At 68.7% G+C, this 17,637-nt stretch carries 17 protein-coding genes, 1 tRNA gene and 1 pseudogene; 6 read left to right on the forward strand and 13 right to left on the reverse strand.

Translation table 11 applies throughout. From position 1 onward, the window contains the following. Positions 1-34: 34 nt before the first annotated feature. The 4 genes from FOJ82_RS09820 (at position 35) to FOJ82_RS16220 (ending at position 1,891) form a co-directional block, all read left to right on the forward strand. Positions 35-108 (forward strand) — tRNA-Gly (locus tag FOJ82_RS09820). Between the two features lie 51 nt (positions 109-159). Beyond that, positions 160-768 carry a hypothetical protein gene (locus FOJ82_RS09825; protein ID WP_143938293.1) on the forward strand — a complete coding sequence of 203 codons (609 nt, stop codon included), beginning with the start codon at positions 160-162 and terminating at the stop codon, positions 766-768. Then, positions 765-1,322, forward strand: coding sequence for a hypothetical protein (locus FOJ82_RS09830; protein ID WP_143938294.1), 558 nt, complete (start codon positions 765-767; stop codon positions 1,320-1,322). Before FOJ82_RS09825 ends, FOJ82_RS09830 begins: the two co-directional genes overlap by 4 nt. Further along, on the forward strand, positions 1,319-1,891 hold the full coding sequence (locus FOJ82_RS16220) for a hypothetical protein (protein ID WP_185975717.1): 573 nt from the start codon (positions 1,319-1,321) through the stop codon (positions 1,889-1,891). Before FOJ82_RS09830 ends, FOJ82_RS16220 begins: the two co-directional genes overlap by 4 nt. A gap of 1 nt (position 1,892) precedes the next feature. Here FOJ82_RS16220 and FOJ82_RS09840 read toward each other — a convergent pair whose 3' ends face one another. From FOJ82_RS09840 to FOJ82_RS09850, 3 genes are read right to left on the reverse strand one after another with little or no spacing between them, the layout of a single operon-like run. Next, a complete protein-coding gene (locus FOJ82_RS09840) occupies positions 1,893-3,233 on the reverse strand; it encodes a hypothetical protein (protein ID WP_143938295.1) in 1,341 nt (446 codons plus the stop codon). Between the two features lie 32 nt (positions 3,234-3,265). Next, positions 3,266-3,817 carry a type II toxin-antitoxin system PemK/MazF family toxin gene (locus FOJ82_RS09845; RefSeq protein WP_143938296.1) on the reverse strand — a complete coding sequence of 184 codons (552 nt, stop codon included), beginning with the start codon at positions 3,815-3,817 and terminating at the stop codon, positions 3,266-3,268. A 15-nt stretch (positions 3,818-3,832) separates the two neighbouring features. Then, entirely contained in the window at positions 3,833-4,474 is a 642-nt protein-coding gene (locus FOJ82_RS09850) for a hypothetical protein (protein ID WP_143938297.1), read from the reverse strand. A gap of 262 nt (positions 4,475-4,736) precedes the next feature. Between FOJ82_RS09850 and FOJ82_RS09855 the strand changes: the two genes are divergently transcribed. Beyond that, positions 4,737-5,192, forward strand: coding sequence for a hypothetical protein (locus tag FOJ82_RS09855; protein WP_143938298.1), 456 nt, complete (start codon positions 4,737-4,739; stop codon positions 5,190-5,192). A gap of 80 nt (positions 5,193-5,272) precedes the next feature. On the opposite strand, the gene FOJ82_RS09860 is transcribed toward FOJ82_RS09855, so the two are convergent. The 10 genes and pseudogenes from FOJ82_RS09860 to FOJ82_RS09905 all read right to left on the reverse strand — a co-directional run bounded on the left by FOJ82_RS09860 (position 5,273) and on the right by FOJ82_RS09905 (position 16,620). Beyond that, positions 5,273-6,637, reverse strand: a complete 1,365-nt coding sequence (locus FOJ82_RS09860) for an ABC transporter substrate-binding protein (RefSeq protein WP_143938299.1) — start codon at positions 6,635-6,637, stop codon at positions 5,273-5,275. 42 nt (positions 6,638-6,679) lie between these two features. Further along, a complete protein-coding gene (locus FOJ82_RS09865) occupies positions 6,680-7,576 on the reverse strand; it encodes a carbohydrate ABC transporter permease (protein ID WP_246099827.1) in 897 nt (298 codons plus the stop codon). Position 7,577: 1 nt separating this feature from the next. Further along, entirely contained in the window at positions 7,578-8,471 is an 894-nt protein-coding gene (locus FOJ82_RS09870) for a carbohydrate ABC transporter permease (protein ID WP_143938300.1), read from the reverse strand. Positions 8,472-8,816: 345 nt separating this feature from the next. Then, entirely contained in the window at positions 8,817-10,013 is a 1,197-nt protein-coding gene (locus FOJ82_RS09875) for a M20 metallopeptidase family protein (protein ID WP_143938301.1), read from the reverse strand. A gap of 40 nt (positions 10,014-10,053) precedes the next feature. Then, entirely contained in the window at positions 10,054-11,568 is a 1,515-nt protein-coding gene (gene scpC / locus FOJ82_RS09880; protein ID WP_143938302.1) for a succinyl-CoA:acetate CoA-transferase ScpC, read from the reverse strand. Positions 11,569-11,641: 73 nt separating this feature from the next. Then, positions 11,642-12,505, reverse strand: coding sequence for a phosphoserine phosphatase SerB (gene serB, locus FOJ82_RS09885; protein ID WP_246099828.1), 864 nt, complete (start codon positions 12,503-12,505; stop codon positions 11,642-11,644). A 160-nt stretch (positions 12,506-12,665) separates the two neighbouring features. Next, positions 12,666-13,534 (reverse strand): annotated as a pseudogene (locus FOJ82_RS17030) (S1C family serine protease). Positions 13,535-14,090: 556 nt separating this feature from the next. Next, positions 14,091-14,867 (reverse strand): esterase/lipase family protein, encoded by a 777-nt coding sequence (locus FOJ82_RS09895; protein WP_143938303.1) that lies wholly within the window; start codon positions 14,865-14,867, stop codon positions 14,091-14,093. Further along, positions 14,864-15,643, reverse strand: a complete 780-nt coding sequence (locus FOJ82_RS09900; RefSeq protein WP_185975718.1) for an alpha/beta fold hydrolase — start codon at positions 15,641-15,643, stop codon at positions 14,864-14,866. The genes FOJ82_RS09895 and FOJ82_RS09900 overlap by 4 nt, the downstream gene beginning before the upstream one ends. A gap of 2 nt (positions 15,644-15,645) precedes the next feature. Further along, a complete protein-coding gene (locus FOJ82_RS09905; RefSeq protein ID WP_143938305.1) occupies positions 15,646-16,620 on the reverse strand; it encodes a class I SAM-dependent methyltransferase in 975 nt (324 codons plus the stop codon). A 90-nt stretch (positions 16,621-16,710) separates the two neighbouring features. Here FOJ82_RS09905 and FOJ82_RS09910 point away from each other — a divergent pair, with 90 nt between their 5' ends. Then, positions 16,711-17,562, forward strand: coding sequence for an HAD-IIA family hydrolase (locus FOJ82_RS09910; RefSeq protein ID WP_246099838.1), 852 nt, complete (start codon positions 16,711-16,713; stop codon positions 17,560-17,562). Positions 17,563-17,637 lie beyond the last annotated feature (75 nt).

The raw sequence follows: 17,637 nt of genomic DNA on the forward strand, positions 1-17,637 counted from the left end.
GGCCGGGTTCGGCTAAGCTGTCGACGACGCCGTCGCGGGCGTAGCTCAATGGTAGAGCGCCAGCTTCCCAAGCTGGACACGCGGGTTCGATTCCCGTCGCCCGCTCCACTCCGCCCGGCCACCGGGCGCGCGACACCCCCATCACCTAATCTGTGAGCCGTGTCGACCACCGCCCCGCCCCTACCCCCGGCCCCGCCGGAAGCTGCGGCCCGGCCGCGCCCGCGTCGTCGGCTCGTCATCTGGGGTGGGCTGGCTGCCCTGGTGCTCGTCGCCGTGGGCGTGACATGGCTGCTGGGCGGCTTCGACGGCAAGGCCACCCCGTACCTCGGCCCGCAGGCGGAGTTGGGCGAGAGCATCGAGACCCGGTTCTGGGACGTCGAGGTCATCGACGCCTACGTCGAGCCGGGGGAGACGAAGATCAGCGCGAAGCTCAACGTCACCAACAAGACCGAGCGCCACACCACACAGCTGACATCCGAGATCGTGCTGATCCGGATCGAGGAGACCGGCGAGGTCCTCGGCACCACGTACTGCGACTTCCACACGCGCACCACCTTCAACCCGCTGGTCAGCACCGGTGCGATCTGCCACTTCGACTACGAGTACAACGAGATCACCGACCCTCCCACGGAGGACTTCGCGGCGAGGGTGATCGTGCTGGACCAGGAGATCCGGGAGAACCTCCTGACCGCTCCGGAGCCGGCGGCGGGTGAGGTTGTCGCGAATGTCCCGATTGAGGTCCGCCACCTCCCGGAGGAGGAGCAGTGAGGAGGGTCTCGGCGATCGTCGCGGGCGTCTTGAGCCTGCTGCTGGTGGGGCTCGTGCGCACCGCGACGCCGCCGTACACCCCCAGCGAGTACGACGTCCTGCCCGACGAGTCCGGCGTGGGCACGCATCCGGACTACGTCGTCGAACAGCGCGGCTTCTGGCTCGCCGACGAGCTCACCCACACCGACGCGTACGGCGAGGTGTCCAGGCTCGTCACCGACTACGTGTTCGTGGTCATGCGCGCCCGCGTGACCCCCTTCAACCGGACGCTGCTCTCGACCACGGAACTCGTCACCCCCGACGGCTACACCTACGCCGCCATCGCGCCCTACCCGTTCCCCACCCTCACCGTGGCACACGTCGGCCAGACGACCACCGTCAACTACCTGTTCGAGGTGCCCGAGGACAAGGTCGACGGGGCCTTCGTCAGCTTCCACGGCCAGCGCCGCGACGGCATCCAGCCGATGTGGCCGCGCCTGCGCTTCGACGTCGTCGAGCCCACCGTCGTGGGGTCCTTCGAGGTCCCCGCCAACACCGTGGTGCCGCGACGATGAGCGCCCCCGTGCAGCCGGTGCGGGACCGCGGGCTCTGGCGCTGGTGGACGGCGCTGGCCGTGCTGGCCTGCACGTTCGCCGTCTTCTCCGTCTCCGTCGGCCAGTTCCTGGTGGAGATGCGCGAGCCCGAGCACCTCGGTCACAGCACGGTCGGCGAATGGGCCGACCTGTCCGACCACGGCTTCCGGCTGCGTTTCGACGGCCTGGAGCTCCACGACGCCATGCCGTCGGCCTGGGACCCGACGCGCTCGGAGTATCCGCCGGACGGGATGCACTACGTCCAGGCCAGGTTCACCGTCGAGGTGCTGGTCGAACAGGACGAGAACATGGGGTGCGAGTTCAAGCTCTTCAACGCCGACGGCGAGGAGCTGGGCCTGACCGGCATCGGCCTCGCGGGCGCCGAGGGGACGGACTGCCAGCACGGGGAGCAGCGCGAGGGCATCGGCGTCGGGGACACCTTCGTCTCCCACGAGGTCTTCGTGGTGCCGCGCTCCATGGTGGCCGGTTTCGTCGTGCGGGTGGAGCCCTACTACACCGACGACCGGGGTTACTGGACCTTCGGCGAGTGACTCACGCCTGCGGCTGGTCGAGCCGTCGGCCCGGCTCGGGTGCGGCCCACTCGGTCTCCCGGCCCTCGTCGACCAGGCCGGAGGCGTCGGCCAGCCCCCGGTCGAAGGCGGCGGCGTAGAGGCACGTGAGCAGGGAGAGCGCCACCATTTCCCGCAGCGCCTCGAGCCAGATGAACGAGCGCAGGATGTTGGCCTCGGTGTCCGCGGCGAAGATGCGGAACAGGGCGGTGTGGAACTCCACGACGCCCCAGTTCAGCAGCGCCGTGAGAACCAGGTACGAGCCCAGCACGTAGGGGCCGGACTTCCAGACCAGCTTGAACGCGTAGACCAGTGGCAGGTACTTGTCCCGCAGGTCGGCGGTGACGACGTTGAACAGGCGCCCCAGCGTCGCCATGAAGTCACCGTGGGCCTCCTCGAGCAGCTCGGTGCGTGCCCGGACGTGCTGGCCCAGTAGGTCCCGGGCGCGGAACTCGCGCCAGCCGAAGACGATGGCGACGATCGCCAGCCACATCAGCGGCAGCGCGATGCCGTCCCACAGCCCGGGCAGCACGGACCCGTCCAGCCAGATCGTGAGCTGCTTCAGGGCCTGGGGGAGGGTCATGTCGAACGGGAGCCGGATCTCGGGGAGCTGCTCGAGGAACCTGTACCAGGCGGTCTCCCCCTCGCGCCAGAACCGTCGCTGCCGGACCCAGATGACGGCCTGCTCGGCGCCGATCAGGATGATGAAGAACGTGGCGAAGGTCCACAGGCCCTCGAGGAAGATCACCGGCACCCGCCACCACGGTGAGGAACGCTTGCGGAACAATCGCGCCCAGACCATCCGGCCCACCAGCGCGGCCACCCCCATCCCGAGGTAGCTCCAGAACCGGTCCGGGTTGCGGCTGATCGACCACTCCGTCGCGTTCCACATCGAGCGGATGACGGTGTTCCACAGGAATCCGTCGCGGATCATGCCGTCGATCACGCCCCAGACCGCGTAGACGGCGAGGACGGGACCGATCGTGAGCACCGCGACGTCGACCCGCCGCTCGTCGGAGAACACCGGCTCCGGAACGTGCTCCAGCTCACCTCGGCCGCGCTCGCGGATCTGCCGGATGCTGCGGATACCGGGCTTCAGTTCGTGGATGGCGAAGACCACGCCGAGGACGTTGAAGGTGACGCCGACCACGAACAGGATCGCGCCCAGCGGCGCCCACCGGGTGCCGACCAGCGCCGAGCTCAGCAGGCAGACCGAGTAGAGCAGCCACCCCAGCAGCAGCCAGGTGCCGATGCGCGGGAGGTGACGCACCCAGAGCCCGAGCATGGCGCGGGTCAGGGCGAGGAACTCGCGGATCAGGGGCACGCCAGCATCCTAAGGGGGCGGGGGTGCGGGGCTCAGTAGTGCTTGAGGACCTCTTGGCGCACGTGGTTGAACGTGCCCTCGTCGAGGATGGCGCCGATGCGTCGCACCTTGTCGGGGTCGATCCGGATGATCCGGTTCACGCGCACCTCGCTGGGGCGACCGTGGTTGTCCCACTCGCCGGTGCCGATGTCGGTCCAATACCTGCCCACGGACGCCTCCTGTGCGGCGTCGCGGTCGTGGTCCTGTGAGGTGACCTGCAGTACGAGCAGCCACTGCCCGTCCCGCCCGATGACCAGCGCGGGGCGGTCCTTGCCCTGCGACGGGTCCTCCTCGTAGGGGACCCAGGTCCACACCACCTCGCCGGGATCGGCCTCGGCGTCCCTGCGCGGGGCGTAGACGATCTCGGGGCGGCCGGTGAAGTCACCGGGATACGCGTCGGAGGCCTGCTGGCGACGGTCTTCGCGCCGCTCGTCGCGTCGGTCGTCGTCGCGGCGGCGACCCTTGCGCTGTTGCTGCTTCAGCGCCCGGGACACCATGTCCTGGACAAGTCGGAGTCCGGCGTTGATCAACTGGTTGCGGGCCATGGCAGCGCAGTCTACTCAGCGGTAGCGCGGCAGCCGGCCGTAGAAGACCTGCTGCGGACGCCGGTACGCGGGCGGGCGCTTGCCGCGATGCACCTCGAAGCGGCGGAAGAACTCGGTGACCGGAGGCATGAACAGCAGCACGGCGCCGACGACGGACAGACCGACGGCGACCAGGCCGGGCCAGGCGAACAACAGCGCGACGGCCCCGCTCAGGAGCACCGCCACGGGGCCGGCCCAGCGGCTCCAGCGCCAGCCGTTCCAAGCCTGGAAGCCGACGGCGCCCGTCGCGCCCGCGACCAGCGCGGCGACGGCGGCCAGAGCGCCCTCCAAGGTCAGGGCGAGCCACTTGCCGGGCTCCGGTTCCACCCATTGCACGAGCCGTGCCGAGCCCGCGTAGGTCTCCGGATGCACGGCCAGCCACCAGTGGTGGCCGTAGGTGACGGCGGTGGCTGCCGCCGAAGCAAGGAACGCGACCATGGCGATCAGCACGAGCGCCGGGCGCAGCGGTTCGCCGGTGCGTGGGCTCGGCGGGACCTCGTCGCTCAGGTGCTGCAACGGCGGCAGCGTGGCGATCTGCTTCGCCGGCTGCCGTGACTGCAGCGGCGGCGGCTGTTGCTGCGGCACCGCCGGCTGTGGCGTGTGTACGTCCTGGGTCATGTCACCTCCTGCAGCCGACAGCCTATCCGGTCGTTCGGGCAACGAGACACGGACAAGTGCGCAGCCGCAGCGCGCGATCTGGCCGGTCCACGTCCAATGTCAGCGCTAACAGTCTAGGTTCGGACGAGTCCCCGCTCTTCAACAACGGAGTTCCAGAAATGGCCAGAGCATCAAACGGGTCGGCGAATCGGAAGACCCTAGTGACGAACCGTCGGAGGTTCCTTCCGCGACGCCGTCGCCGTCTCCGAGCTCGCAGCCGACCGTGGATCCGTCGTCCTCGCCGGCACCCACCCTGCCTCCGGGTGATCTCTACACCACGCCGGGCTACCACTCGGTGAATGGTCGTGAGTGGTTCACGCAGTGCGAGCCGTACTCGCAGACGATGCGGTGCACCACCGACATCTGGGCCACGCAGGTGGTCTTCGAAGGCGGCGCCTACGTCCACAAGCACGGCTGGCACTTCAACAACCTCACCTACCTGCCGCTGATGACGCGCCAGGCGTGGGTCGGCAACCCCCTGGGAGTGACCGGGACGTGGACGTCGTCGGAGGGCCGCACGTGGCGTACCGAGTGCGACACCCCTGCGACGGGCCGCAACGGTTGCCGCAGCTACATCTGGAGCAAGGTGGTCCAGGCTGAGCCGCTGGGCCACGGCCGCTACGACTACCAGCAGCGCTGGGAGTGGGTGTTCAACAACCTGGTCCGCTTCAAGGCCTGAGGAACGAAGGGGGCGGCCGGGATGCAGTTCGCATCCCGGCCGCCCTTCGTTGTGGCTGTTGGCCCGCTCGGGGCAGGTGGTCAGCCGATCTCGTTCTCCAGGTCGGTCTGGGCCTGGTCGAGCGCCTCCTGGACCGGGACGTCATTCTCGTAGATCTCATTGAGGGTGACGGTGCGGAACCAGTTGTCGACGGCCGGCAGGTTCGGGTTCGAGAAGGACTCGAAGTGGCCGATGCCGTCCTTGACGGAGTTCAGGACGTCGAACAGGTTCGTCGTGAAGTACTGGTTGAACTTGTTGTCAGGGTTGTGGGTGACTGCCTCGTCCTCCCAGACGGACATGTTCACCGGGTCGAAGCCAAGGACTTCCCAGACCGCGACGTTGGCGGGCAGCGAGAGCTTCGCGAAGGCATTGAACTCGGTGGCGAGTTCGAGGTTGGGCGAGGATGCGGACACGGCGGTACCGGTGCCACCGCCACCGATGGTCAGGGTGTCGGAGCCCTCGATCTGCGGGGCCGGGGCGATCGCGATCTTGCCGGCCAGGTCGGGCATGTAGTCGACGAACCTGGAGGTGTACCAGGCCGGGTAGACGATGGCCGCGAAGTCGCCGTTGTTGATGACGCCGTAGGCCTCCTCCGCGTCGGGGCTGCCGCCCGCGATCGTGCTGAGGGCGCCTGCCTGCTCCATGTCGGCGAGGATCTCCATGGCTTCGACGGACTCGGGGCTGTTCACGGCGACGGCGCCCATGCCGTCATCCTCGAACACCTGTCCACCGTTCTGGGCGACCACGAGCGGCTCGACGAACCACACGCCCGTGTTGGCGGTGCCGAAGGACTTGCCCGTCGCGTCGTGGTACTTGACGCCGGCTTCCTTGAAGTCGTCCCACGTCTTGATCGTGGTGTAGTCGATGCCTTCGGCCTCGAGGAGTTCCTCGTTGTAGAAGGCGACGAACGCACCCACGTGCGTCGGGTAGCCGTAGATCTTGTCGTTTCGGCTGTACAGGTCGAGGCGGGCCTGGACGACGTCGTCGATGTAGGGTTCCGCGGCGGCGCTCAGGTCCGCCAGGGGCGGGTTGTCGCCCTTGACGAAGTTGGAGAACTTGTTGACCTCGATGTCGACGAGGTCGGGCATGCCCTCGCCGGCGTTGGCGGCCAGGAGGAGCTTGTCGTGCATGTCCTGGTACGGGTAGACGGTGATGTCGAGGTCGATCGCCTTGTCGGGGTTCTCCTCGTTCCACTGGATCGCCATCTCGTCGTAGACGGCTGCGTGGAGCTCAGCGAAGACCCACATGCTGAGTTTGGTGGCATCCTCTGGCGCCGGGGCGCCGGTCACCACCTCACCCTCGGCGGGCGATGTCTCGCCCGTGGTTGTTTCGCCCCCGCATGCTGCGAGCGCGGTGATGGATAGGCCGAGTGCAGCGCCTGCGGCTGCCAACCTTCGGATTCTCATGGTCCACTCCTTTGTGTGTGGGTTTCTTGGTGGGTGTTGCGGCTAGCCCTTGAGGGAGCCAGCGGTCATGCCTTCGATGAAGAATCTCTGGAAGGCGAGGAACAGCAGCAGGATCGGGACCAGCGAGAAGAAGGCGCCGATGATGAGCAGTTCGTAGTTGTTCCCGTACGGGGTGAGCAACGTGTTCAGGCCGATGGGGAGGGTGAACTTCTCGGCCGAGCGCAGCACGAGCAGCGGCCACAGGAAGTTGTTCCACACCATCATTCCGTTGAGGATTCCCATGGCCGCGAAGGCGGGCTTCGCGATGGGGACGATGATCCGGAAGAAGATGCCGAACTCGGACACCCCGTCGACGCGGCCGGCCTCGAGGAGCTCGCGTGGGATCCCGATGAAGTACTGGCGGAAGAAGAAGATGGTGACGGCCGCCGCCAGGAAGGGCAGCACCACGATCCAGTACTGGTCCGCGGCGCCGAACGTGTTCACCTGCACGTAGAGGGGGAGCATGAGCATCTCGAACGGGATCGTCATCATGATCAGCACGAGGATGAAGCCGAGGTTCTTGCCCCGGAAGTCGTACATCGCGAAACCGTAGGCGACGAAGGAGCTGACGAGCAGGGTTCCGGCCACCTGCACCACCGTCAGGATCAGGCTGTTCCAGAACCACCGGAAGTAGAGCCCCGAGTCGGTGAAGAGCATCACGTAGTTGTCGAAGCTCAGGTCTGCAGGATCGACGGCGAAGGAGATGCCGTTTCGGATGATCTCCCCACCGTCCTGGAAGGTGCCGATGACGATGGCGGCGATGGGCACCAGGGAGATGAGTGCGATGACGAGGAGGAACACGCCCTGCACGATCGATGCGACGCGGTGGCGCGGCATCTTCCTGAGCACGATCTCCGAGTCCTCGGGCAGCTGTTGGTTCTTGGCCACTTGTGTGGTCATGTCAGGCCTCCTTCTTGAAGGTGCCGGAAGCCGTGAGTTGCGTGAGGTTGATGGCGAGGACGACCACGAGGAGCACCACGCCCACGGCGGAGGCGAAGCCCAAGTCGTTCTCCTGGATCCCCTTGCGGTAGAGGTAGCCGACGATCGTGAGGCCCTGGTTGTTGGGCGAGGAGTTGCCGGCGTACAGCATGAAGCTCTCGAGGAACATCGCCAGGCCGCCGTAGACGCTGATCGTGACGACGTAGACGATCGTGGGCTTGATGCCCGGCAGCGTCACGAACAGGAACTTCTGGAGGGCGCTGGCGCCGTCGATGGACGCGGCCTCGTAGTGCTCCTCGGGGATGGCCTGCAGGCCGGCGAGGAAGTACATGGTGTTGACACCCGTCCAGCGCCACAGCGCCAGGAGCAGCAGTGCCGCCAGCCCGGTGAGGTCGTTGCGCAGCCACCTGACCGGGCCGAAGCTGAAGAAGTCGGCGATCTGGTTCATCATGCCGCTCTCGCTCTCGGAGAACATCAGGCGGAAGATGATGCCGGCGACAACGACGGACGTCAGGGCGGGTACGAACAGCGAGGCCTTGAAGAAGTTCTTCAGCTTGGCGCTGCCGATCCTGGTGTTGATCGCCACTGCGAGCAGCAGCGGGATCGTGACCAGCAGCACGAGCGTGAGCACCATGTACCGGAGGCTGTTGTACATCGCCTTCCAGAAGACCTGGTCGCGCCAGAGCCGCTCGTAGTTCGCGGTTCCGACGTATGAGGCCTGGCCGTAGAGGACCTCCTGGAAGCTCATCACGACTGACTGGGCGACCGGGTAGAGCCAGAAGATGACCAGCGTCAGCAGGAACGGTGCGATGAAGAGGTACGGCGCGAGGCGTTTGGAATATAGAAGCCTCGTCATGTCATGCCCCTCCTCGGTGCTGGGTCGCTGCCTCGGTGTCAGCGATCGTTGGGCCCTGACTCACACCACTGTGGGTCCAGGTATACGTTGTAAATTCAGCAATCGTTTGGCTACGAAACGAAAGGCTAACGTGCTGTGATGTTACCGGTCAACCGATTGGGCACGATCGCAGCCAATTCGTTATCAAGTCAGCTCGCTCGCGCTCCCAGTGGCGCCTGCAGGTTGGACGCCCGTCGGGTTCGCGACCGCCGCAGGAGGGGCCAGAAGCGTTTCGGAGCGGACTTTTTGCATCGTCGGAAACCAGGCCGTCAGCGAGTCTGGCGCCTCCGGCCCGGCGACACGGCCTCATGTCAGGCGGCCGCGCGCCAGTTCGGCCAGCAGCGCCGCGCCGTCGGCCACCACGCCGTCGTCGAAGCGGGCGTAGGCGGAGTGGTTGAAGGGCGCGGTGTCCGGGTCGGCGTCCGGAGGAGTGGCCGCCAGGCCGATGAAGCAGCCGGGCGTCACCTGCAGGATGCGCGAGAAGTCCTCCGCACCGGCCAGGGGCTTGTCCCAGCGGTTGTGGCGTCCGGGGCCGAACAACTCGGCGACGGTGGCGGCGACGTGGTCCGCCTCGTCGGGGTCGTTGATGGTGACGGGGTACTGCTCCAGCAGGCTGTACTCGGCCTTGACGCCGTGTGCCTGTGCGATGCCCTCGAACAGTTGGGGGATGCGCTCGAGCAGCTTGGCGTGGGCCTCGTCGGAGAACGTGCGCAGCGTCGCCTCGAGGCGGCCGTCCTCCGGGATGACGTTGGCGATGGTGCCGGCCTGCAGCAGGCCGGTGGTGACCACCACCGGGTCGTGGATGCTGAACTCACGCGTGACCAGCGCGTTCGTGGCGGTGACCATCTCGGCCAGCGCCGGGACCGGGTCCTTGCCCAGGTGCGGCGTGGAGCCGTGGGTGCCGGAGCCGACGACGCGGACCCGGGCCACGTCGGAGGACGCCATCACGGGGCCGGGCTTGGTGGAGAACGTGCCGTGCGGCTCCTGCGAGCTCCACACGTGGATGGCGTAGGCGTGGTCGGGGCGCTGGCCCGCGACGTCGAGCAACCCCTCCTCGAGCATGTAGCGGCAGCCGTCGACGCCCTCCTCGCCCGGCTGGAACATGAACACGACGTCGCCGGCGAGCTGGTCCTGCACCTCACAGAGGGCGCGGGCGGCGCCGACGAGGATGCTCATGTGCAGGTCGTGGCCGCAGGCGTGCATGGCGCCGTTGGTGGAGGCGTACTCCAGGCCGGTGGCCTCCTCGACGGGCAGGGCGTCCATGTCGCCGCGCAGGAGCACGACCGGACGCTTGCCGTCGGTGGGGATCGCCCCGCGCAGCACCGCCACCACGCTCGTGAGGGACTTGCCCAGCGTGATCTCGAGCGGGAGGTCCTCCAGCGCCTGCAGGATCCGGGCCTGGGTCTGCGGCAGTTGCAGTCCCACCTCCGGGATCTGGTGCAGTTCGCGGCGCAGGGCCACGAGTTCGGCGTCGATGCTCTTGGCGAAGTCCAGGATGCTCACGCCCTCATCCTTACACAGCATCACGCCTCGCCCGGCGTGGTCAGGGGCGCATCGTGCCCGTCTCGAGGAAGCGGACGTGCCAGCCGAGGGCGGAGGCCAGGTCGTGCGGGGTGTGCATGCCGTTGGCCTTCTTCTCGGCGAGCTTCACGTACTCCCGCAGCGGCTCCCGGAAGTCTGGGTGGGCGCAGTTGTCGATGATCACCTTGGAGCGCTTGCGGGGCGACAGGCCGCGCAGGTCGGCGATCCCGTGCTCGGTAATGAACATCGACGTCGAGTGCTCCGAGTGGTCCACGTGGCTGACCATCGGCACGATGCACGAGATGGCTCCGCGCTTGGCCGTCGAGGGGGTCACGAAGATGGAGTGGTAGGCGTTGCGGGCGAAGTCGGCCGAGCCGCCGATCCCGTTCTGCATCCTGGAGCCCATGATGTGGGTGGAATTCACGTTGCCGTAGATGTCGGCCTCGATCAGTCCGTTGCACGCGATCACGCCCAGCCGGCGCACCGCCTCGGGGTTGTTGGAGACGTCCTGGGGCCGCAGGATGATCTTGCTGCGGTAGTCAGCGGCTTCGCGGTTCATCCGCTCCGCGTACTCCGGGCTCAGCGAGAACGCCGTGGCGGAGGCGACGGTCAGCTTGCCGGTGTCGAGCAGGTCCACCATGCCGTCCTGGATCACCTCGGTGTAGGAGGTGAGGTTCTCGAACGGTCCCTCGGCCAGGCCGGCGAGCACCGCGTTCGCGATGTTGCCGACGCCCGACTGCAGGGGCAGCAGGTTCTCCGGCAGCCTGCCCTTGCGCACCTCGTCGCCGAGGAATTCCAGCAGGTAGCCGGCGATCGCCTTCGAGTCGTCGTCGAGGGGCTTGAAGGGGGTGTTGCGGTCCGCGCTGTTGGTCTCGATGATGCCGACCACCTTGGCGGGGTCGACGTCGAAGACGGGCTGGCCGATGCGGTCCGACGCGGTGCGGATGGGCAGCGGGACGCGGTGCGGCGGCAGGTTGCCCACGTCGTAGAAGATGTCGTGCATGCCGAGGAGCTCCTCGGACTGCCACTCGTTGACCTCCAGCACGATGAAGTCGGCCTCGTCGAGGTAGGTGCGGTTCATGCCCACCGACGACGACGGCACCAGCTTGCCGTCCTCCGTGATCGCGGTGACCTCCACCACTGCCAGGTTGAGCCGCCCGAAGTAGCCGCGCCGCACCTGCTGGCCCATGTGGGACAGGTGGATGTCGAGGTAGTCCGCGTCGCCGGCGTTGATGGCGCTGCGCATGTCCGGGTCGGACTGGTAGGGGGCGCGGATGCCGACGCCGCCGGTGCGCGCGAGGGCGCCGTCGAGCTCGGGGGCGGTGGAGGCTCCGGTCAGGACGTTGACGCGGAACGGTTCACCGGCGTCGTGGGCGGCGTTGATCCGCGCGGCGAGCGCGCCGGGGAACTCCTTGGGGTAGCCGGCGCCCGTGAAGCCGGAGAACCCGATGGTCCAACCGTCCTGCACCAGTGCCGCGGCTTCGCCCGCAGTCATGACCTTGGAACGCAGTGACTCGTTCCGGATGCGACCCGACATTCTTCCTCCTGGAATCCGATCTCAGGACCCACAATAGAAAGCCACTGCCACCGGGTTGCAGGGCACCCCCCATTCAGCGCTGGAGGGCGATGGGTACAATCGCGTCCAGTCTCGGGAAGGCGACGGCGACGTCGGCGCGCTCGGCCGTGATCGGCTTCGCGCAGTAGGCGATCCCGAGTGCCGCCGCGTCCAGCATGTCCAGGTCGTTCGCGCCGTCGCCGACGCTGACCGTCAGTGCCGGGTCGACGCCATGCGCGGCGGCGAAGCTCGCCAGGTCGCGGGCCTTCTGCGCCCGGTCCACGACGGTGCCCGTCACGTTCCCGGTGAGCACCTCGACGCCGTCGACCACCTCGGTCTCCAGCACGTTGGCGTTGTGGAAGTCCAGACCCGCCTCGGCGGCCATCGGGCCCACGAGCTGTGTGAATCCGCCCGAGGTGACACCCACCAGCGCGCCGATCGCGTGCGCCGCGGCCACCATCTCGAGGGCGCCGGGGGAGAGGGTCATGGCCGGGCCCACGACGTCGAACACCGTGGTGGGGAGCCCCCTGAGGGTGGCGACCCGGGCCCGCAGCGAGGCCTCGAAGTCGAGCTCGCCGCGCATCGCACGCTCGGTGATCTCGGCCACCTGCGGGCCGCTGCCGGCGTGGGCCGCGAGGAGGTCGACCGCCTCGGTGGTGGTGAAGGTGGAGTCGACGTCGCACAGCACCAGCCGCGCCGGTTGCGTCGCGAGCGGGCCGGTGATGACGGCGACTGCCACGTCGCCCGCCGCGGCGCGGAGTTCGGCGCGCAGTGCGGACGGGTCGGGGTGGTCGCACATGACGGTGATCGAGTGCCACTCGGCGGTCTCGACGGTGGAGCGCTCGCCCGGGTCGGGGACGAGGGCCACCAACTCGCCGAGGATGGGCGTGGGCGAGACGAATACGACGCGGGTCTGCATGGTTGGCAAGGCTATCGGGTCCGGCGCTTCAGTCTGATGGTCGAGTAGGGCGCCCAGCGCCCGTGTCGAGACCTTGGGTTCTGTGTGGTTAGGTCTCGACACGCTCGCCGGGCGAGCTACTCGACCAACGGGTGGTCACAGCTGCTCGACCAACGGGTGGTCAGGCGTCGGCTGCGGTCAGCGTCGCCTCGACCTGCGTCTCGGAGCCGTCCCGGATGACGTTGAGCGTCACCGTCTGGCCCACCTCGGAGGCGCGGATCAGCGCGACCAGCGACTCCGACCCGGTGATCGGGCGGTCGTCGAGGGCGTTGATGATGTCGCCGGGGCGCAGGCCAGCCTCCTCGGCAGGGGAGTCGGGCACCACCTCGGCGACCTCCGCGCCGAGCTGGTCGGAGTCGCGGACGTCGGCGGCGCTGATGCCGAGCTGGGCGTGCTCGGCGGTGCCGTCGGCCAGCAGCTGGTCCACCACGTACTCCACCTGCGTGACCGGGATCGCGAAGCCGATGCCGATGTTGCCGGATTCGCTGGAGCCGGACGTCAGCGTCGCGATCGAGCTGGTGATGCCGACGAGTTCGCCGGCCGCGTTCACCAGCGCACCGCCGGAGTTGCCGGGGTTGATGGCCGCGCTGGTCTGGATGGCGGGGGTGACCACGACGCCGTCGCCATAGCTGCTGACTTGTTGGACACGGCCCTGGTGGTCACGGGGCGGTCGAGTGCGGAGACGATGCCGGTGGTGACGGTGTCGGCCAGACCCAGGGGGTTGCCGACGGCCATCACCGGGTCACCGACCGCGAGGTCGGAGATGTCGGCGTAGTTGATCGTCTGCAGCTCCGACGGCGGCTCGACCAGGCGGATGACGGCCAGGTCCGTGGACGGGTCGGTGCCCACGACCTCTGCCTCGTAGGCCTTGGTGCCGATGACGACGGAGATCTCCGTGCCCGCGCCGCCGCCGGCGATGACGTGGTTGTTGGTGACGATGTTGCCGGCGGAGTCGAGGATCACGCCCGAGCCTTGGCCGTTGCCGCTCATGCCGGTGACCTGGATGGCCACGACGGCGTCCGCGACGGCGGCGGCGGTGGCCGCCCAGTCGGGGTTCGACGGGTCGGCCTGGATCACCTGGGGCGCGCCGGCCTCGACGACGGTGCCGCCGCGGTCGTCGTCGGTCAGGGAGAGCGCCGTGGCCGCGCCGACCGCGCCTGAGCCTCCGACGACGAGGAGCGCGGCTGCCAGCACGCCCGCGACGCTGGAGCGCTTGCGGGGCTTGGTCGAGAACGCCTGCGCGGCGCCGTAGGGGGCCGAACCGCGGGGCGGCGCCGACGGGCCGCCCAGCTCACGCGGGGTGGTGGGCATGCTGGGGTGCGGGGTGGGGTAGGAGGTCTGGTCGGCGTACGGCCGGTTGGGGCCGGGCCAGCCCTGGTTGGAGGACTGCTGGAACTGTGGGCCTGGGCTTGCTTGTGTCATGTCGGTCATCTCCTTCTTGCGTGCCCCCCAATTAACCTGCCGAGTCTGTGAGTCGGCTGTGAACTCGCTGAACGCGTTCTGTGGGTTCGGGGGCCGCCGGAGGGACGGTGGTCACCACGAGTCGTCAGACTGTCGTGGGTGGAGCGGCGGCCAGCAGGTGGATGTGCTCGTGGATGGTGCGCCAGACGCCCTCGTCGCGGACCGGGCGGAAGTGGCCGGGCACGTCGAGGCGCACGTTCAGCGCCCCCTCGAGGTGGGAGCCCTCCGGGATCACCTGGTCCCACGCAGGCGCCAGCGAGACGATCCGCTCGTTGACGGCCCGTTCCATCGCCAGGGAGACGAGCTGGGTGGAGCCCGGCAGGAACATCCCGAGCGGCGTGCGACGAACGCCCGGGAGGCGTTGCAGCCGCCCGCCCAGCGAGGATCCGCCGAACGGTGTGGCCACCGTGACCATGCCGACGAACTGCCCCTCGGGACTCGCGGACGCGGTTTCCCCGCTGTGGGCCTGCCGGCTGAGGGCCATGGCCGCCTTGCCGATCAGGCCGCCCTTGGAGTGGGCGACGATGACGGCCTCGTCGACGCCTCGCTCCCGGAGCACGTCCCGACACCGCTCGGCCGAGCGGGCGACGTCGGCCAGGTTCCAGCCGAGGGTCTCGACGTAGTGGACCGGGTGGCCGAGTTCCCCGAACCAGTTGCCCATCGGAGCCAGGTAGGTCCAGGGCTCGAGGATGCCGGGGAGGATGACGACCGGGATCTCGGCGCAGCCGGGGTCTCCGTCCCCGACGACGGGTACGCGTGGCCGGACCCGTCGCCACAGGGCCCCGGCCAGGTCTGTCCCGGCCACGAGCCAGTCGGCCGCGGCGGCCCTGGTCCGTGCCAGCCGCCTCCTGCGCCGGGTCACCCGTCGCTCCGATCGGCGAGGCGGAGGATCGCGGCTGTCACCAGCCCGGGGTGGGTGACCATCACCTGGTGCGAGGCTCCCTCGACGACCTCGACGCTGACGTCGCCACCGGCCCGCCGCCGCAGTTCCTCGAGCCATGGGGACGGCGCCAGCCGGTCACGGCTACCGGCCACGAGCAGGATCGGTGCGACGACGTCGCGGATCCGCTCCTCGGAGCGGTAGGCGAGCATCGGCGGGATGGTGGCCAGCAACATCCGTGGCCCGCACCTCAGCCAGCCGAGGATCGACGGCGCCACCGAGGCGGGCGTCTCACGCAGGACCGATTGGACGAATCGGAGCAGCACCACCGGCAGCCGCCGCTCGGCGGAGTTGACGATGGGGCCCACCAGCACGGCCGAGCTCGCGGCCGAGGCCTTGCGCGCGAGCGTCTCGATGACCACCTGGCAGCCCATCGAGTGGCCGGTCAACACCGCGTTGGCGAGCCCCAACTCCTCGAGCGTCTCCTCCAGCACCATCGCGAACTGGGAGATCCGCAGTGCGCTCTCGGGCTTGTCGGTGCCGCCGAAGCCGGGCAGGTCGACGGCGATGACCCGACCGTGCGGCGCGAGCTCGTCGGCGAGGTTGCGGTAGTAGAGGGACGAGACCCCGAGCCCGTGCACCAGCACGAAGGTGCGGGCCGCGGGGTCGCCGTGGGGGTCCGAGTCCAGGATCCCCAGCTCGAGGCCGCGGATCCGGATCGTCGAGTCCGCGAACTCGGTGGCGGGCAGGTCCGGCAAGGTCAGCTGCCCTGGTTCTCCGAGACCACGACGGTGTAGGCGCGGTCCTGCGCGACGACGCGGGTGGGGCCGACGTGCTCGTTCAGGAACCGGCGGTATGGCAGGTGCGAGTTGTAGACGCACCACAACTGGCCGCCCGGCCGCAGCACCCGCCGGGCCGCGCGGAACATGTCCAGGGTGTCGGTGGAGTCCTTGGTGGTGCCCTGGTGGAAGGGCGGGTTGGTGACGATGGCGTCGAGGGCGGCGTCGGCGTAGTCGTCGATGCCGGCCACCCAGGTGGCGTGGACGTCGACGTCGTTGGCCTTGGCCGTCTCGAGGGTCGCGGCGACGGCGGACCAGGAGACGTCACGGGCCTCCACCTCGAGGCCGAGCCGGGCGAGGAAGGCTGCGATGACGCCGTTGCCTGAGCCGAAGTCGAGGACGCGCGGGCCGTCGACTGCGAGGTTGTCGAGCAGCAGGCGGGTGCCGGCGTCGAGCTTGGTGCCGGAGAAGGTGGAGCCGTGGGCGACGATGGTGAGGTCGAGCACCTCGTTGTGGCGTGCCTTGGGCCAGTCCGTCGGCAGGTTGGCCGGGCCCCATGCACGCAGTGCGCGTGACTTCTTGTGGCCCCGTGTGGCGTTGACGGCGGTGAAGTGCTTGCCGAGGACCTCGTTCATGGACTTGCTCATGTGCTTGACGCGGCCGCCGGTGATGAAGGTGACGTCCTGCGCACCCTGGATACTCGCGGCCTGCTGGTCCAGCGCGGCGAGCGACTTGGGCAGGTGCCCCCAGGCGAGGTCGACGCCGGCCAGGTCCTCGGGGTGCTCCACCAGGAGGTCCTCGTCCACGAGCTCTGCGTCACGGACGTCGTCGCACCACACCCGCACGTCCGCGGCGATCTCCAGCGCACGTTCCACCAGCCCGGGTGCATCGATGACGGCGATGGCCGAGGCCTGGTCTGGGGTTTCGCGGAGGATCAGCTCGTCGATTTGGTCCATTGCACGATGTTCTCACGGAATCGAAACCAGCACGGATACGTGCTGCTCGGGCGGGGGCTGGCAGTATCGTTGCCTCGCGACGACGAGGAGGTGTCCGTGGAACGGCCGACGGAGTTCTTCGACGCGTACCTCTTCGACCTGGACGCGACCATCTTCCTGGGCGACGAACTCCTGCCCGGTGCCGCGCGACTCGTCACGGAGCTGCGCCGACGCGGCATCCCGGTCCGGTTCCTGTCCAACAACGCCACTCGGGCGCCGTCGCAGTACGCCGACAAGCTGACCCGGCTGGGGCTGCCCACCGACGTCGCAGACATCGCGAACACCGTCGCCACCATGACCGGATGGCTGCTGGCGAACCACCCCGGCGAGGTGGTGTTCCCGATCGCTGAACAGCCTCTCGTCGATGCGCTCCGGGAGGCGGGGATCGCCATCAGCGAGGACCCGGGGGAGATCGACGTCGTCGTGGCCTCCTACGACCGCGGCTTCGACTACCGCAAGCTCCAGATCGCCTTCGACGCCATCTGGTTCCACGAGCGCGCCATCCTGGTGGCCACCAACCCGGACCGGTTCTGCCCATTCCCCGGCGGCCGGGGGGAGCCGGACTGTGCGGCCATCGTCGCGGCCATCGAGGCGTGTACGGGAACCAAGTGCGTGCAGACAGTCGGCAAGCCCGACCCGAGCATGGTGACCCAGGCGTTGCGCGGCCTCGACGTCGACCCGGCCCGCTGCCTGATGGTGGGCGACCGGTTGTCCACCGACATCCAGATGGCCGTGCGCGCAGGGATGCCGTCGGCCTTGACGCTCACGGGCGATTCCGACCTCGACGACGTCGCAGCTGCGGCCGAGGCCGACCGACCCACCTGGGTGCTGCGGCGCATCGACCACCTCGTTCCCGCCGCCGTCTGGGCCGAGCTCGGCTGGGGCGACGACTCGTCGGACTGAGACCAGCGCCCGTGTCAACCATTCGGTTGATGCGCGGTTCACCCCTGCCGACGATGTGTACCCGGGGCGGGCGCT

The sequence above is a fragment of the Tessaracoccus rhinocerotis genome, from assembly GCF_007197885.1.
In the GTDB taxonomy this organism is placed as follows: Bacteria; Actinomycetota; Actinomycetes; order Propionibacteriales; family Propionibacteriaceae; genus Arachnia; species Arachnia rhinocerotis.

Excerpts from the sequence above, each read along its gene's own strand:
- FOJ82_RS09865 (WP_246099827.1), bottom strand. The coding sequence starts at position 7,576 with ATGACCACACAAGTGGCCAAGAACCAACAGCTGCCCGAGGACTCGGAG.
- serB (WP_246099828.1), bottom strand. The coding sequence starts at position 12,505 with ATGCAGACCCGCGTCGTATTCGTCTCGCCCACGCCCATCCTCGGCGAG.
- FOJ82_RS09850 (WP_143938297.1), bottom strand. The coding sequence starts at position 4,474 with ATGACCCAGGACGTACACACGCCACAGCCGGCGGTGCCGCAGCAACAG.
- FOJ82_RS16220 (WP_185975717.1), top strand. The coding sequence starts at position 1,319 with ATGAGCGCCCCCGTGCAGCCGGTGCGGGACCGCGGGCTCTGGCGCTGG.
- FOJ82_RS09870 (WP_143938300.1), bottom strand. The coding sequence starts at position 8,471 with ATGACGAGGCTTCTATATTCCAAACGCCTCGCGCCGTACCTCTTCATC.
- FOJ82_RS09860 (WP_143938299.1), bottom strand. The coding sequence starts at position 6,637 with ATGAGAATCCGAAGGTTGGCAGCCGCAGGCGCTGCACTCGGCCTATCC.
- FOJ82_RS09905 (WP_143938305.1), bottom strand. The coding sequence starts at position 16,620 with ATGGACCAAATCGACGAGCTGATCCTCCGCGAAACCCCAGACCAGGCC.
- FOJ82_RS09845 (WP_143938296.1), bottom strand. The coding sequence starts at position 3,817 with ATGGCCCGCAACCAGTTGATCAACGCCGGACTCCGACTTGTCCAGGAC.
- scpC (WP_143938302.1), bottom strand. The coding sequence starts at position 11,568 with ATGTCGGGTCGCATCCGGAACGAGTCACTGCGTTCCAAGGTCATGACT.